Source organism: Roseateles asaccharophilus, assembly GCF_031458115.1.
Taxonomy (GTDB): domain Bacteria; phylum Pseudomonadota; class Gammaproteobacteria; order Burkholderiales; family Burkholderiaceae_C; genus Pelomonas; species Pelomonas asaccharophilus_A.
In genome coordinates, this window is record NZ_JAVDXV010000012.1 from 1 (window position 1) to 15,232 (window position 15,232).

16 protein-coding genes are annotated in these 15,232 nt (G+C 66.0%); 12 read left to right on the forward strand and 4 right to left on the reverse strand.

All coding sequences use genetic code 11. The features are described 5' to 3' along the window. From J2X21_RS24940 to J2X21_RS24950, 3 genes are all read left to right on the forward strand, one after another. Positions 1-226: hypothetical protein (locus J2X21_RS24940; protein ID WP_310332849.1), on the forward strand; the 226-nt coding region annotated here is incomplete at its 5' end. Positions 227-775: 549 nt separating this feature from the next. Then, on the forward strand, positions 776-1,450 hold the full coding sequence (locus J2X21_RS24945; protein WP_405048810.1) for a DNA methyltransferase: 675 nt from the start codon (positions 776-778) through the stop codon (positions 1,448-1,450). Positions 1,451-1,461: 11 nt separating this feature from the next. After that, positions 1,462-1,998 (forward strand): DUF6900 domain-containing protein, encoded by a 537-nt coding sequence (locus J2X21_RS24950; protein WP_310332851.1) that lies wholly within the window; start codon positions 1,462-1,464, stop codon positions 1,996-1,998. A 334-nt stretch (positions 1,999-2,332) separates the two neighbouring features. Here J2X21_RS24950 and J2X21_RS24955 read toward each other — a convergent pair whose 3' ends face one another. From J2X21_RS24955 to J2X21_RS24970, 4 genes are all read right to left on the reverse strand, one after another. Next, a complete protein-coding gene (locus tag J2X21_RS24955; RefSeq protein WP_310332852.1) occupies positions 2,333-3,547 on the reverse strand; it encodes an endonuclease/exonuclease/phosphatase family protein in 1,215 nt (404 codons plus the stop codon). 377 nt (positions 3,548-3,924) lie between these two features. Then, the gene (locus J2X21_RS24960) at positions 3,925-5,562 is read right to left on the reverse strand and encodes an asparagine synthase-related protein (protein WP_310332853.1); all 1,638 of its coding nucleotides are present in this window, start codon (positions 5,560-5,562) and stop codon (positions 3,925-3,927) included. Between the two features lie 6 nt (positions 5,563-5,568). Continuing rightward, on the reverse strand, positions 5,569-6,297 hold the full coding sequence (locus tag J2X21_RS24965) for a lasso peptide biosynthesis B2 protein (protein WP_310332854.1): 729 nt from the start codon (positions 6,295-6,297) through the stop codon (positions 5,569-5,571). Positions 6,298-6,353: 56 nt separating this feature from the next. After that, positions 6,354-6,473, reverse strand: coding sequence for a rubrivinodin family lasso peptide (locus J2X21_RS24970; protein WP_310332855.1), 120 nt, complete (start codon positions 6,471-6,473; stop codon positions 6,354-6,356). A 1,514-nt stretch (positions 6,474-7,987) separates the two neighbouring features. Between J2X21_RS24970 and J2X21_RS24975 the strand changes: the two genes are divergently transcribed. The 9 genes from J2X21_RS24975 to arsN2 all read left to right on the forward strand — a co-directional run bounded on the left by J2X21_RS24975 (position 7,988) and on the right by arsN2 (position 15,230). Then, complete coding sequence (locus J2X21_RS24975) at positions 7,988-8,989, forward strand: hypothetical protein (RefSeq protein ID WP_310332856.1); 1,002 nt, start codon at positions 7,988-7,990, stop codon at positions 8,987-8,989. Continuing rightward, complete coding sequence (locus J2X21_RS24980; protein WP_310332857.1) at positions 8,986-9,747, forward strand: hypothetical protein; 762 nt, start codon at positions 8,986-8,988, stop codon at positions 9,745-9,747. The genes J2X21_RS24975 and J2X21_RS24980 overlap by 4 nt, the downstream gene beginning before the upstream one ends. 272 nt (positions 9,748-10,019) lie before the next feature. After that, on the forward strand, positions 10,020-10,346 hold the full coding sequence (locus tag J2X21_RS24985; RefSeq protein ID WP_310332858.1) for an ArsR/SmtB family transcription factor: 327 nt from the start codon (positions 10,020-10,022) through the stop codon (positions 10,344-10,346). An 11-nt stretch (positions 10,347-10,357) separates the two neighbouring features. Beyond that, the gene (locus J2X21_RS24990) at positions 10,358-10,852 is read left to right on the forward strand and encodes an arsenate reductase ArsC (RefSeq protein WP_310332859.1); all 495 of its coding nucleotides are present in this window, start codon (positions 10,358-10,360) and stop codon (positions 10,850-10,852) included. A gap of 8 nt (positions 10,853-10,860) precedes the next feature. Continuing rightward, positions 10,861-11,364, forward strand: coding sequence for an arsenate reductase ArsC (locus J2X21_RS24995; protein WP_310332860.1), 504 nt, complete (start codon positions 10,861-10,863; stop codon positions 11,362-11,364). Positions 11,365-11,366: 2 nt separating this feature from the next. Then, positions 11,367-12,053, forward strand: coding sequence for an aquaporin (locus J2X21_RS25000; protein ID WP_310332861.1), 687 nt, complete (start codon positions 11,367-11,369; stop codon positions 12,051-12,053). Beyond that, positions 12,046-12,774 carry an arsenical resistance protein ArsH gene (arsH, locus tag J2X21_RS25005; protein WP_310332862.1) on the forward strand — a complete coding sequence of 243 codons (729 nt, stop codon included), beginning with the start codon at positions 12,046-12,048 and terminating at the stop codon, positions 12,772-12,774. Before J2X21_RS25000 ends, arsH begins: the two co-directional genes overlap by 8 nt. Before the next feature lie 114 nt (positions 12,775-12,888). Further along, entirely contained in the window at positions 12,889-13,377 is a 489-nt protein-coding gene (locus tag J2X21_RS25010) for a MarR family winged helix-turn-helix transcriptional regulator (RefSeq protein ID WP_310332863.1), read from the forward strand. Next, on the forward strand, positions 13,368-15,230 hold the full coding sequence (arsN2, locus tag J2X21_RS25015) for an arsenic resistance N-acetyltransferase ArsN2 (RefSeq protein WP_310332864.1): 1,863 nt from the start codon (positions 13,368-13,370) through the stop codon (positions 15,228-15,230). The genes J2X21_RS25010 and arsN2 overlap by 10 nt, the downstream gene beginning before the upstream one ends. Positions 15,231-15,232: the final 2 nt, after the last annotated feature.

The following is a 15,232-nucleotide window of genomic DNA, read 5'->3' on the forward strand; positions in this document are numbered from 1 at the left end:
CCTGCGCAATCGACGAGTTGCTGCCTCATCACTGGGTGCCAGCCATCTGACCGAACGCTCTGCAGCGGTCAACATGTGTTCGCTGGCTGCTTACCCAGAACCGCCCGCTCTACGCAAGCTCGGCGTGCTGCGCACGCAGCGGTTGGAAGCTCGGCCCGCCCGTGCTCGGGAGTGGCTGGCCAGTCTCCTTCACGCTGCGCGTGAACGGGCCCGCCTGGCGAACTGACCGTTTCTGATCGGCTGCGCTTCGCGCGTATAGGCCAGATCGCCACCCTCGCACCCGCCACGCCCGGAGCCGGGCCGCTGAACTTCGAACCGCTGCGCGGAAGCGTGACGAGCCTGCAGCTCGTGAACCTTGTGCCCTCCGGGCTGCGGCGCCTCGGATTGATCGACCGACGGGATGGAGCGCATGCCCGGATCTTCCGCCGGCGCTGTCCGCGTTCAGCGCGTGGGTGCGCTGCGCGCCCCCTCCGGGGCGTCCTGCGGACGCGTCAGGCCGGTGGCCTGTCCCCGGCGCTTCGCAAGGTGCTTTCGCGGCATAAAGCCGCGCCTGTCCGAGGGTCGGGGCCAGGCGGCAAGCCGTCCGGGCCGGGCCCCTAGGCAGGCGCTGTTTATTCCACGGTCACCTTGGCGCCCCATCCAACGCCTGCGGCAGCTCCGGGCATGCGCTGTCCCACCACCTGGCATCGGGGCAGGGCGGGTCTCCCAGAGCCCGTCGCCAGTTCTTCGGAGCGACGCCATGCTTTCCGTGCATCCATCCTTTCCCGTTGACACCGTGCTTCTCGGTGATTGCCGAACCGCGCTCGCCGGCCTGCCTGGTGACTCGGTGGACTTCTGCCTCACCGACCCACCCTATCTCGTCAACTACCGTGACCGGTCGGGCCGCTCGCTGGCCGGCGACCGGGTGGGTGACTGGTTGAAGCCGGCCTTCGCCGAGGTGCACCGGCTGCTCAAGCGCGACAGCGTCTGCGTGAGCTTCTATGGCTGGACGAAGGTGGATGAGTTCGTGTCCGCCTGGCGCGCCGTCGGCTTCCGCCTGAGCGGGCATCTCACTTTCCCGAAGCGCTACACCTCGTCCAGCGGCCTGGTGCGCTATCAGCACGAATCGGCGTTCGTGCTGGCCAAGGGCTCGCCGCGGCCGCCGGAGTACCTGCTCGGCGACGTGATCGACTGGGTCTACAGCACGAACCAGTTCCACCCGACGCAGAAGCCCGTGCAGGTGCTGATGCCGCTGATCGAGAGCTTCTGTCCGGTGGGCGGCGTGGTGCTGGACCCTTTCGCCGGCAGCGCGTCCACGCTGGTGGCCGCGCGACTGACCGGGCGCCGCGGCCTGGGCTGCGAGCTGGAGGCGCGCATGCAGTCGGTTGCCAACGCCCGCCTGGCTCGCATGCGGCAACTCATGCTGCACACGCTCGGCGTGGATGCCGTGTCGCTGGCAGCCGCGGCTTGAGGGGGATGGCCATGAACCCGTTGTCATCCGATGTGGTGGCCGAGCTTCGGCTGCAGCTTCACGACTTCATGCTGGGATTCGCGCGTATGGATGCCACCGGCATGGCCCGTCTGGACCGGCCGGACTGGGCGCTGGCCGCTCGGATCGAGCAACTGCGACGCCATCCCCTCGTGTCCACCTTGGACGACGAGGTGCTGGCGGCCATCGCAAGCCATGCGCTCGATCCGAATGTCGAGGGACGCTACCTGATGGCCCGACTGCGCGAGTCGGAGGAGGAGGCCAGGCTCGAGGCGAGGGCGGAGACGTCCGCGTGCATGCCTGCCGCTGCGGCGCCCGCCGCGATTGATGCGCCGCGCCGGGTCGACTTGCCCCCGACGGTCATCGACATGATGGAGGAGACGGTCGCTTTGATCGCTCGCAAGCAACTCGGCTTCCTGGTGCTTCATGCCCGGAACTCCGACAGGCTGGACTTCAGGGATTGCAGCGTGTGGAGTGTTCGCGACGCGTTGATCGAAGCGTACGAGGAGGGCTGGCACGCTGCAGCGTGATCTGTGCAGCTGCGGGCAGCCGGGTTCCCAGACGTAAGGCCGGCTGCCCGCATCTCCTTGCAACAGAGCTGGCTGCATGGGGAGGGTGGTCCTGTCGGCTGCGATATCGCGGCCCTCCCGTGACCGGGGACCGCGGCTTGCTTCCTTCACGCTGTGCGTGAACGAGCCGCTCGGCGGACAGGCAGGCCTGCGGCTGCGCCTGGGCTCCTGACCGCTCCCCGCCCACCCGCCACGCCCGTTGCCGGGCCGCGACAAGACCAAGGCCCGCGAGCTGTGGCGGTGACGACGTCGCTTGGCCGACCGGATGCCAATGCCTGGTGCTCTCCTCAGGATGTCAGAGCGTGAGTCTGGTGACTCGAGGGCAGTGGTCGCTGGTCAGGATCACCTGCGCGTCCTTCTGGTCGATCTTGAGCTTCTTCGAGGAGAGGGGAGCAGTCTGCCGAGACTTCAATGCCTCGCTGATCAGGATGTGGTCCAGACCCACGAAGCCCTTGCAGTCGGGTGACTCGGCCAGTGGCACCTGAAACAGGGCCGATGGTCGACCATCCGACAGCTCCTGCCAGAGGAAGCGGGAGGTGACTTCGCCATCAGGTCCGGTCCGGTTCGGCGATGCGGGATCGGTGTGGTCCTTGCGAACGTCCGTTGCTGCCAGCTTCTGTGCGGCCTCCTCGTCCACACGCCGGTTGAAGTCACCGAGAAGCACGAACAGCGGAGACGCGGTGGCCACGCTGTCGACCCAGTTTTCCAGCGGTGCGACCTGGCGGTTGAGCACCTGACAGGCCGCGCGGTCGTCCGTCAGTTCATTCCCCTTGAAGGCCGGACTGTCGATGAGGTTGGCGCAACCGGACTTGAGGTGCACGTTCATCAACGTGACCGTCTCCTTGCCGATCGTCAGCGAGAGCGCGAGGCCGGGACGCAGGTAGCGCAAGGAAGCGGCGGCTTTGGGGTCTTCCTTGATCGCAAGGCCCGGCTCCGGCTTGCACGCGCCAGGCTTGGAGGAGACGGACCGGCGCCATGCGAATCCGACGGTCTGGAACGCCGTGTGGGGTGCGACGCATGCGTCGAAGTCGGCCGCGTGGCTGCCGAGGATGTCCTTGATGGCTGCCTCGGATCGCACCTCCTGGAAGGCGATCACATCGATGCCCTGGTCGCGAATGAGCCCGTTCACGGTGTTGCGCAGGCCTTCAAGCTTTTCAGTGTGAACCGAAGGCGGCCCCTTCTTCCACTTTGATGCGGTGAGCCGGTAGGCATTGCACGGCGCGACGAGCATTGCCTTGGCAGCCCCACCGGATGCCGCGTCGAAGTCGGCCTGGCACTGCTTGGCGCGCGCGTCCTCTTCCGGAGTGGGTGCTGTCGCACCTCTGGGGATCCTGGCGCGCGTGTCACACCAGTTCACGGCCGGGGTCGTGCAGACGCGGATGTGTTCGCTGAAGTCCGCTTCCGTGCCCGCCCATGCGATGTTGAACGAGGCGACGCCGAGTTCGGCGGCGTGGCCGCACAAGGTCAGACTGGCGAGCGATGCTCCCAGTACAGCTTGCCATCTGCGCATAGATCCTCCGGGTACTGGGCGTTGTGTCCGCGCGGATGATATGGCTGCGCGGCGACACCTCGGCGCGGGTTGCGCCGGGCCTGCTCGGCACCACCGCGAGAGCCCTTCGCATGGCGTGCTGCGCACGCGTGGATTGGATGGGGCGGCCCGCCCGTGCGAGGGGCTCGCGAGCCAATTTCCTTCACGCTGTGCGTGAACAGGCCCACTTGGCGAACTGGCCGGACTTGATCGGCTGCGCTTCGCGCGCGACCGGCCAGATCGCCACCCCTCGCACCCGCCATGCCCGGAGCCGGGCCGCGAATGCCGGACCTGCTCGCAGCGGCTCGACCATCGCGCCAGTCGCTGCGCTTGGTGTCACGCCGTTCGCGGAGTCGCCGCTACTCGGGCAATGCGGGCGACTTCGCTGCAACCGCTGCGCCAGCCGAGCCGGCACATCGGCTGCGGCGCTTCGGCGCCCGAGGGGCAGCCTGTGCGTCGGTCGTCCCACCGCGCTCCCCCCACAACCCCCGTCCCTGGGTGAGGGGGACTGGCAGCCGCAGACTGAGCTCAAGCAGGGGCTGCGACATCAGCGGATGGACGAGCTCCGGCGATGCCGCTGGAGCGTAGGGGTTGTAGTAGTCGAAGGGGCAGATCAGCGCGCGCAGCTGCATCAGCTTCCCGATGGGTAGATCTGATCCCTCCATCAGGCCGGGATGGACAAAGCGTGAGGCTTGTCCGAGTGCGTTCGCGACGATGTCGGAAGGCATCAGCGCCAGGTACTGTCCTGCGTTGGTCAGCGCGCTCCGCTTGGTGAAGCGGTACTGGAAAGCCTCCCGCAGGGTCTGCCAGAAGGACACATGACCCAGTCGTGCAGCATCCAGCGTTGCCCCTAGAAAGCCTCGATCGAGCCCCCGCAGTTGGAGGTAGTCGGCGGCTGGCCAGGTGCACCGCACCTCCTCAAACAGCTGATCGCCGCCAGCGCCCGTGAATAGCGCCGATGCGCCTGCAGCGTTGGTGACCTCGGCGTCCATGCGGTCCGACCCCAGCCGGCCGATGTGGCTTCCCGGGACTGGGGTGAGGGCTGGGTCTGCGACCTGGTCGAGGTGGAAGTCGACGTCACGATGTCGTTCCACCAAGGTGCACCCGACGCGGGTGGCGGCGAGCCGTGCATAGGCTCGCTCATCGCTGTCTGAACCGGGCGAGAAGTAGTTGAGGCAGGTAATGCCTGCCGTGGGCGGCCCGCAGTAGAAGCTGCCGAGGATGATGGCTGAGTCCACGCCGCCCGACAGTCGCAGCACGACGTCTCCATAGCAGGACAGCCAAGAGAGCACGCTCTGGGTCGTTGCTTCCTTTAGCAACTCGGCAGCCAGGGCGGGCTCCGGTTCGATCGGATGACGTGCGATGTCGACGGCGCGCCAGAGGGGAGTCGCCGCACGCTGTAGCGACGTCATGGAAGTCAGCTCGCCAGGCAGTACGTTCGTTACACCCTTGAGCGCCGTTTCTTGTGCGCCGAGCCGTCCGTACACAAGGACCGCTGCGATCGCATCCCAGTTGACCTCTGGTGGCGGTAGCTCCAGCAGTGCAGAGACATCCTCCAGCCATGAGAACGCGATCGACAAGCCGTCGAGCTCGAGGTGGAAGCATGGCAGGGTTCCGGTGGGATCGCGCAGCACGCGGCCTTCGCCGGCCCACGAAGGCATGAAAGCTACCCAGCGCCCCCAGAACTGCTCGACCAACGCGCGGCCCTCAGACCGGACGATCTCATCGCCTTCCTGATCGGTCAGTTCAACGTCCTCGCCGGGGGCGGGCGAAGGATCTGCTCGACGAAACAGCCGTCCGAGCACGACGCCGGCGTGAGATGGCAGCGTGTAGACGCCGTTGATGCCTCTTGTGTGACCCACCATGTAGACGCTGAATCCGGACGACGAGAAGGCGCGATGCCATCCTCCGTCGATCAAGGTTCCCGTGAGCCTTCTGGCCAGTGCGTTCTGGCTTTCGTTGGCGGGTGCCCAACTGAATGCGATGTAGCGAAACATCGCTGATCACACGACCAGGATGGGCGTGAAGCCCCGCACGTACTCGTGGGTGTCGTTGAGTACAAGGTCGCCTGACTGCACCCAAGAGTGCGCGGCGAAGGGTCGAGTCCTCACGCCGACGACCCAGCTGGCATACAGCTTCTCTGCGGCCAGGAAACGCAGCAGCGTCAGAGAGTCGTGCAGGCACTTGTCGTGCGAGGTGATGACCACGGGGCGCATGCGCAGGTACCAGGCGCTGGCTCTTCTCAGCGCGCCTACCTGCTCGTCATCGGTCTTCATCCCCCTCGCAGGACGCAGAGCGCGTACGCTGCAAGCGATGGTGGCCATGCTGTGTCGCTTGAGCCAGTGCGTTGTGAGGAGCGCTGCATAGGCAAGGCCGAGGAACCTGCGCCACGGGACGCCCGGCGATGGCACATGCTCACCGTGGGACAGGCTGTTGCGCGGCGATGCGAGCGCTTCGTGGGCGGGTGCTGGCAACGACGCTGGAACCAGCAGGGCCTGATCGCGCAGATGGCCAATCCAGTGATCAACCCCGTTGCTCGCGGGTTCGACTTGGTCGAGATCTTTGGCGGGCCAGCCGGCGATCCTTGCGGACAGGGCGGCCATGAGGGGGCCACCCGCGCCGATGTACTTGTCTCTTTGGAGGTCGAGCAGGATCACCTGTCCGTCGACGTGGCACGCGCGCACATGATCGGCAAGGCGATATTCCGGCTGAATCGGTGTTGTCGTTGGCATGGTGATCCTGCTAGGCGTGCAGCTTGTCGCCGCACGCCGTTTCTGCTGCCGGGGGATCAGAACTGCTTGTAGATCCCGACCTGGTTGTCTTCAACCCGCGGCAGGTCGGGCTGACCCTTGGTTTCTTCCTTGGCGTCGCCCAGGTCCACGATCTCCAGTTGCGGTGCTTCGTTCATCACGATCTCCTTGAAGTTGCGTTGAGGTCAGAAGTGCCGTCAGCGCTTGGCCATCCGGCGATCGGAAGATTGAGGCTGGTCGCGTGGCCCGGCAACTTGAGATGCCGATGAGTTGCGGCGTTCGGCGATCCGCCAGCTCGGGTGACCGGGCGTAGGGGACGTCAAGGCGCGGTCGCGGCATAGCCGTTCATCGCTGCATCCGTTCGGTTGTTCCGCTAGCAAATGGACGGCGCAGACGCTTCTGTCCGGTCTCGGATCGCCACATGTCGCGCGGGTCATGTGACCGATGCGATGGTGGCTGGCTCGGTATCCCTGCGCGGAGCGAGGTGAGTTCGGGTGATTTCCGGCTGCTGAACCGAACACTTGGTGTGGTGCTGTGTTTTCGGCGCTGAGGTTTTTGGCGGCTGAAACGTCATGGAGTCATGGAGAACTCCGTTTCAGATCGAGGCCCCGCGACCACCTGGCACCTCTGCTGGAAGGCAGCGGTCGGGCGTGACCTGGTGTCGAGCCCGAAGCTCGTCGAGATGATCACGGATCGACTGCTGGATGCCCATCAACAGCGGGGCAGGGCGTTGCTGTACTACCTGCTGACGGCCACGGAGATACACGTCTTGTCGCGAGTTGAGCCTGGCGACAGTCCGCGAGAGGTGGCTCGAGAGGTCGCCACCATCGTGGCCCGATGGGTGCGGGAGCTTCAAGGGGTGAGAGGGCCAGTGTTTGCGGACCGATATCGCACGCATCAGGTCAGGACTGACGCCGAGCTGAAGTACGAGATACGGATGCTGGCGTGGCGACCTGTCACGACGGGCCAGTGCTCAAAGCCTCTGGTCTACGTGAACTCGTCCTTGCGCACGACGCTGGGACTGCGGCGTGCTTACGGATTCGAGTCTCGGACGCTGCTCCGCGTGTTCGACGGGACCGTATTCGAGGCGCGTGAAGCAATGCGCCGGTTGATACGGCACCGACCATCGAGGTCGGATCTTCGGGAGTGGGAGCTGAACCATGGCTTGGCCATCGCCACTGGTTCTGCGGGTGCGAGCTTCGGTTTGGCCCGCGAAGTTGGTGGGCCGGCAGCGGCCCTTGTGGCGGCCTCCGCTACGCAGGATATTGATGGCGCACTCGCCTTGCTGGCTCGCTGGGTGGCGCATCGGCTTGAGCTACCGTCTGGGGATGACCTGTCGACGGTGCCAGGCGCGGTAGGAACGAGAGCGCGAGCGTTGGTAGCTGGGCTGGCCGTCCAGTCCGACCTCTGCCCAGCTGCTTCGGTTGCTCGCTACTTCGATCGCGCTCGGGCTACCCTGTGCGAACAGATGACTGCTTCGCGAGGGCGGCCGGCTGACCGACAACTCCTCGGCATGCCGGTCCAGTTGATCCTGGATGAGCTCAAGAAGCTGTCGAAACGGCCCCGGCGCTAGCCGCTGATTTGCCCCCTCCCCGCACCTTTTGGTAACTTGATTTTGCACCATAACATTTGTGATGTTACGATGCGCATTCATGTTTCTCAGGCGCGGACCATGGGCGTCATCGAACTCGCACACCAGACACAGGCGTATTTGCTCGAAGCGCTCGGCCAGCGCTTGAGCGCGCTGAAACCTCGCTCGGGGCCAGGGTTGCCATTTTTCGTCATCGACAGCTTCGACCTCATGGAGATTGAATTGTTCGGCGAATTGGTGACGCTCGCCATCCTCAAGGAGCAGGCATCTCTGACGCCTATGGAGGTCGCCCTGCGCATTCGAAAGATCCGGGCGCAGGGCAGTCTCGCTCTCTACGTGGCGCCAGCCGTCGACGCTTCAGATCGTCGACGCCTTGTTGAGCAGAAGGTGCCCTTTGTGGTGCCAGGCAATCAGCTGTACCTGCCGGACCTGGGCATCGACTTCCGCGAGCACTTCCGGCGCCAAGCCGAGATCGGCTCGATGACGCACATGGTGGCTGCTACTCAAGCGCTGCTGTTCAGTCACCTGATCGATCGGATGTCGACCAATGAACGCAGGTCTAGTTGGCACGTTGCTCCGACCGTGGAGAAACTGGGCTACACCAAGATGACTGGGTCCCGCGCCGCCAACGAGCTCGTTGCGCTGGGCCTCGCCAAGGTCGAGAAAATCGGACGCGCTGTACATCTGCGCTTCAAGCAAGACACAACAGCAGCCATCTGGGAGGCTGCAAAGCCATACGTCAAGAGCCCGGTGCTGAGGCGCCGGTGGCTCCACATGCTTCCGTCGGACATCAGCCCGTTCGCCCGCGAGGCCGGCGAGATGGCGCTTGCCAAGCGAACCATGCTTGGCGAGCCTGAGCATCAAACCTACGCCATTCATCGTGACCACTGGTCGGACACAAACGAAGGCCTCATCCTCACTCGCCCGGAACCTGGCGCCGTTGAAGTGCAGCTGTGGAGCTACAGCCCAGGCCTGGATGACGGCCACCTCGTCGACCCACTGTCACTGGTCGCAAGCTTGAAAGACTCTGTCGACGAGCGGGTGCGGCTGGCAGTACGGGAACTTGAAGGACAGATCCAATGATCAAGGGCCTGGACGCCTTCACGAAAGCGTTTGCAGACTGGACTGATCAGTACGTTCTGATCGGGGGCACTGCGGCAACGCTCACGATGCAAGATCAAGGGCTCAAGTTCAGGGCCACGAAGGATCTCGATGTCGTGCTCATCGTTGAGGCCCTGACAGCAGACTTCGGCCGGGCATTCTGGGACTTCATCAAAAGTGGAGGCTACGAGATCCAGCAGGCCAGCGAAACGGGAAAGCGCAGCTTCTATCGCTTCATCAAGCCGAGCGACGCGTCCTTCCCTGTGATGATCGAGCTCTTCGCAAGAGCGCCCGACGCCTTGCGGCCGATCGCGGAAGGACACCTGACCCCGATTCCGTTGGACGAGGATCTCTCAAGCCTCTCGGCCATCCTTCTTGACGATGAGTTCTACGCCTTCATCCTCGACGATCGCACGGTGCGCGACGGCCTTGTGTGGGTGAACGAGACACGGCTGATACCCCTCAAGGCTGCGGCCTGGGTCGACATGACAGATCGACGTCGCCAAGGCGCGCAAATCGATTCAGACAGCATCAGGAAGCATGGCCTGGACATCTTGCGCCTGTCGCAGTTGCTCAGCGAAGGGGCAACCGTCACCGTCGCGGGTCGCGTAGAAGAGGCGCTTCGGCGCTTCCTCGCGGAATTTCCGGCCGATGCCCCACCTGACCCGAAGACGCTGAAGATCAATGCCAAGCTTGATGACATCCTCGGGCGAGTCGCGGCAGGATTTGGGTTGGCTTGATCCGAGCGCAAACCATTGGCCGGGTCTGGCTGAACGCAGCACCGCAGCGCGAGCATTGGTCTCGGAAATCGGTCCAACCGCATTGTTCGTGGTCGGAACGCACGACTGAGCTTCCCGCGGCTGCTTTGCCGCTCTGTACAAGCGGGCGCACCGCGTCGGCGAGGCTGTGCAGATGCCCTCGCGACAGCCTGCCTTCGGTTGTCGAGCACCTCGGTCGCCCGAAGTCCACGAAAAGGCTTGCATTGATTCCATGATTCCACCAAAATGGAATAATGGAAGAAATCGAAGTCATCAAAGGCCTCGCCGCGCTGGCCCAGCCGTTGCGGCTGCAGGTGTTCCGCGCCCTGGTGGTGGTCGGTGAAGCCGGCCTGACGCCAGGTGCCATCCAGGAGGCGCTCGGCATCGCGCCCGCCACGCTGTCGTTCCACCTGAAGGAGCTGGTCAACGCCGGCCTCGTCACACAGGAACGAGCCAGCCGCAACCTGATCTACCGTGCCCACTACGCGCAGATGAACGAGCTGCTCGCCTACCTGACCCAGAACTGCTGCCAGGGCGAAGCGTGCGCCGTTGAGAGCAGTTCAGCTTCCTGCGGCTGCTGACTGAGACCACCATGCTCGACAACACCTTCAACGTCCTCTTCATCTGCACCGGCAACTCGGCCCGTTCCATCATGGCCGAGGGCCTGATGAACAGCCTGGGCGAACGGCGCTTCAAGGCCTATTCGGCCGGCAGCCATCCCAACGGCACGGTCAACCCGGTGGCCCTGCAGACACTGGCTTCGCTGCACATCCCGACCGAGGGCTTTCGCAGCAAGAGCTGGGACGAGTTCGCGGTGGCCGGTACGCCCATCATGGATTTCGTGTTCACCGTCTGCGATTCGGCAGCGGGCGAGGTCTGCCCTGTGTGGCCCGGCCAACCCATGACGGCCCACTGGGGCGTGCCCGACCCCGGCCATGTGGAAGGAACCGAGGCAGCGAAGCTGCAGGCCTTCCTCGACGTGGCGATCACCCTCAAGCGCCGCATCGAGCTGCTGCTAGCGCTGCCCATCACCAAGCTGGAGCCCCTGGCCATCCAGCACGAGATTCAACAGATCGGCACCCGCTGAGCCCTCCCATGACGACCCACGTTCTCATCCTCTGCACGCACAACTCCGCTCGCAGCGTCCTCAGCGAGGGCATGCTCAACCACTGGGCCAAGAAACTCGGCAAGGACGTGCAGGCTCACAGCGCCGGCAGCGCCCCCAGCGGTCGCATCAACCCGTTCGCCGTCGAGGCGCTGCAGAACGCCGGGGTGGACACCAGCGGCTACTACAGCAAGAGCTGGGACCAGTTCAGCCAGGACGGCGCGCCGCCGCTGTCCATCGTCATCACGGTCTGCGACAGCGCCGCCGCCGAGCAATGCCCGGTGTTCTTCGGTGGCCAGGGCCAGCCCGTCAAGGTGCATTGGGGCTATCCCGACCCGTCCAACGCCGAGGGCGGCGACGAAGGCAAGCGCCGCGCCTTCGAGCTGACCCGCCAGGCCATCGGCTACCGCATGCTGCAGCTCCTTCAGTTGCCGCTGGAAGACCTGAGCAAGGCCGAGCTGCAGCAGGCGCTGGCCGACATCTACAAGAGCTGAGCATGAGCCTGTCCCGCAAGCTCCTCGCCGAAGGCCTGGGCACGGCGCTGCTGCTGGCCGTCGTCATCGGCTCCGGCGTCATGGCCGAGCGCCTGTCTGGCGGCAACGTCGCCATCGCGCTGCTGGCCAATACGCTGGCGACGGTCGGCGGCCTGTACATCCTCATCGAGGTCTTCGGCCCGGTCAGCGGTGCCCACTTCAACCCCGCCGTCAGCGCCGTCATGGCCTGGCGCGGCGAGCTGCCGGTGGCTTCGCTGGTGCCCTACATCGCCGTCCAACTCATTGGCGCGATGCTCGGCGCCTGGCTGGCCCACGCGATGTTCGACATGAGCATCCTGCAGTTCTCGACCAAGGTGCGCAGCGGCACCGGCCAGTGGATCGCCGAGAGCGTGGCGACCTTCGGGCTGCTGCTGGTCATCCTGCGTGCTCCAGGCTCGCGCATGGCCGCGATGGTCGCGGCCTACATCGGCGCGGCCTACTGGTTCACCGCTTCCACGTCCTTTGCCAACCCGGCCGCCGTGTTCGGCCGCATGTTCAGCGACAGCTTCGCTGGCATCGCCCCCAACAGCGCGCTGGGCTTCGTGGTGGCTGAACTGATCGGCGCAGCGGTGGCCGTTGGCGTGCACGGTCTGCTGTCGCAGCCGGCTGTAGCCTCGGCGGCGGTGACCGGGGAGGCCCAACGTGTCTGAGCCTCTGTTCCCTGACGCCACGTTTCCCGCGCTGCGCACTGAGCTGTTCGACGTGCCGACGCAGGAGCGTCTGACGCCCACGCCGTCGCAGCACCGCCCGCGCTTCCTGATGCTCTACGGCTCGCTGCGTGAGCGCTCGTACAGCCGCCTGCTGACCTTCGAGGCCGCGCGTCTGCTGGAAGCCATGGGCGCAGAGGTGCGCATCTTCAACCCCAGCGGTCTGCCGCTGCCCGACGACGCGCCCGACACCCACCCCAAGGTGCAGGAGCTGCGCGAATTGGCCGCCTGGTCCGAAGGCATGGTCTGGACGTCGCCCGAACGGCACGGCGCCATGACCGGCATCATGAAGTCGCAGATCGACTGGATTCCGCTGTCGTCCGGCGCCGTGCGGCCCACGCAGGGCAAGACGCTGGCCGTCATGCAGGTTTCCGGCGGCTCGCAATCCTTCAATGCGGTGAACCAGATGCGCGTGCTGGGCCGCTGGATGCGGATGCTCACCATCCCCAACCAGTCGTCGGTGGCCAAGGCCTTTGCCGAGTTCACCGAGGACGGGCGCATGAAGCCCTCGTCGTTCTACGACCGCGTGGTGGACGTGATGGAGGAGCTGTTCAAGTTCACGTTGCTGACGCGCGACCTCGGGCCCTACCTCGTGGACCGCTACAGCGAACGCAAAGAAAGCGCCGACGAGCTGTCCAAGCGCGTAAATCAGCGCGCCATCTGAGCCAGCACAGATGGCACGGGGCTACGGCCCCGTTTCTTTGACCCAGGTAGTTGCTATTGACAACCAAGAAGGCGAGTTCCAACATGCGCCCAGATAGTTGCTATTCACATCCAAATGTCCGAGTCCAGCCCAGGCAGCCTGTTGCGCGAAGTCGCCCGCATGTACACCCGCGCCCAGCGCGTCGTGGCCGACTGCTGCCGCACGACCAACACCCAGTGCCACCTGCTCACCGAGCTGGGTCGGTCCGGACCGTTGCCGCTGTCCGAGCTGGGTACGCGGGTGAGCCTGGAGAAGAGTTGGGTGTCGCGAGCCGTGGAGGCCATGGCAGCCCGTGGCTTGGTGACGAAGGAGCCGAACCCGTCCGACGCAAGGAGCTGGCTCGTCACGCTCACCGCCGACGGCGAGCGCACCGTCCGTGAGCTGAACAAGACCCTCGATGACCACGCCGAGGCGCTGCTGGCCTCACTGAGCCCGCGCCAGCGTGATGCCGTCGAGAACTCATTGCTGACGCTCCTGAAGGCTTTGCGCGAAGACCCGGCAGCGATGTGCTGCCTGCCGCCAGAGCCGAAGGAGCCCGAACGGGATTCCAAACCATGCTGCTGAACAACGCCATCTCCCTTCGCCAGGCCGGCGCTTCCGACTGGCCCGCCATCGAAGCCCTGCTGCTGGCCAACAAGCTGCCGACCGATGGCGCGCAGGCCCATCTGACCACCTACCTGCTCGCCGTCAGCAACGGCGAGGTCGTCGGCTGCGCCGGCGCCGAGGTCTACGGCACGCTCGCCCTGGTGCGGTCGGTCGCCGTTGCGCCCGGCCTGCAGAAGCAGGGCATCGGCCGGCTGCTCGTCGAGCGCCTGCTGCACGAGGCCCGCTCGCGCGACATCGCGGCGCTGTATCTCCTGACCGTCACCGCACCCGAATACTTCGCGCAGTACGGCTTCAAGCGCATGAAGATCGAGGCCGTGCCGGCGGCGCTGAAGGCCTCGGCCGAGTTCCAGGGGGCCTGCCCGGCCTGCGCCGCGTTGATGGCGCTGACGCTGCGTGAGGCGCCCGTCGTGGATGCCGCGCTGCCGGTGGCAGTGCTTGGCGCGGGCCCGGTGGGGCTGGCTGCCGTCGCCCAGCTTGTCGAGCGAGGCCTGCCCTTCATCGCCCTAGAGGCCGGCAAACAGGTCGGCGCCAACCTGCGCGACTACGGCCACGTCCAGCTCTTCTCACCCTGGCAGTACGACGTGGACCACGCCATGGCCCGCCTGCTGGCGCCCACCGGCTGGACCATGCCGCCGGCAGCCGAACTGCCGCGTGCCGGCGAAGTCGTCGAGCGCGTGCTGCAGCCGTTCGCCGCACTGGCCCAGGTCGCGCCCTTCATCAAGCTGGGCGCCCGCGTGTTGGCGGTGAGCCGCGAGGGCTTCGACAAGGTGAAGAGCGCCGGCCGCGACAAGGCGGCCTTCCTGGTGCGCTACGAGCAGGACGGCGAGGTCCACGAGCTGCGCGCCCGCGCCGTCATCGACGCAACCGGCACCTGGAACCAGCCCAACCCGGTGGGCGCCAACGGGCTGCAGGCCATCGGCGAGGCCGACGCGCGCGACCGCATCTTCTACGGCATCCCCGACGTGGCCGGCGCGCTGCGCGGCCGCTACGAGGGCAAGCGTACGCTGGTGGTCGGCGCCGGGCACTCGGCCGCAAACGCGCTGCTGGCCCTGGCTGACCTGGCCAAGCAGTCGAGCACCACGCGCCTTGCCTGGGCCGTGCGATCGCCGGCCCTGCAGCGCGTGTTCGGCGGCGGCGATGCGGATGCGCTGCCGGCCCGGGGCGCGCTGGGTGCGTCGCTGCGGCGGCTGCGCGATGGCGGCACGCTGGAGTTCTTCAGCGGCCTGCGCGTCACGCGCATCGAGCGCTTCGGTGGCCAACTGCGCCTCACCGGCCTTGACGCCAAGCAGCAGGCTGTCGTGGTGGATGGCATCGACGAGGTGATCTGCGCCACGGGCCAGCGGCCCGACCTCACGCTCACCAGTGAGCTGCGCCTGAAGCTGGACCCCTGGCTGGAATCCAACGAAGCCCTGGGACCGCTGATCGACCCCAACCTGCATAGCTGCGGCACTGTGCGTCCGCACGGCCACCGCGAGCTGGCTCATCCGGAGCTGGGCTTCTACACGCTCGGTGTCAAGAGCTACGGCCGCGCGCCGACGTTCCTGATGGCCACCGGCTTTGAGCAGGCGCGCTCCGTCGTCGCGGCCATCGCGGGCGACCTCGCGGCGGCGGATCGCGTCGAGCTGGAACTGCCGGAGACCGGGGTCTGCTCGTCGAACCTGACGGTTGAGGGTTCGGCCACGGGCTGCTGTGGGCCGGCGGTTGAATCGGCGCCGGAGGCTATGGTGGCTCCGAAGCGCGGCTGCGGCCCGAGCAGTTGCGCACCGAAGCCCGCACCCGAAGCTGTGGCGCCGAAGCGCTGCTGCGGTTGACG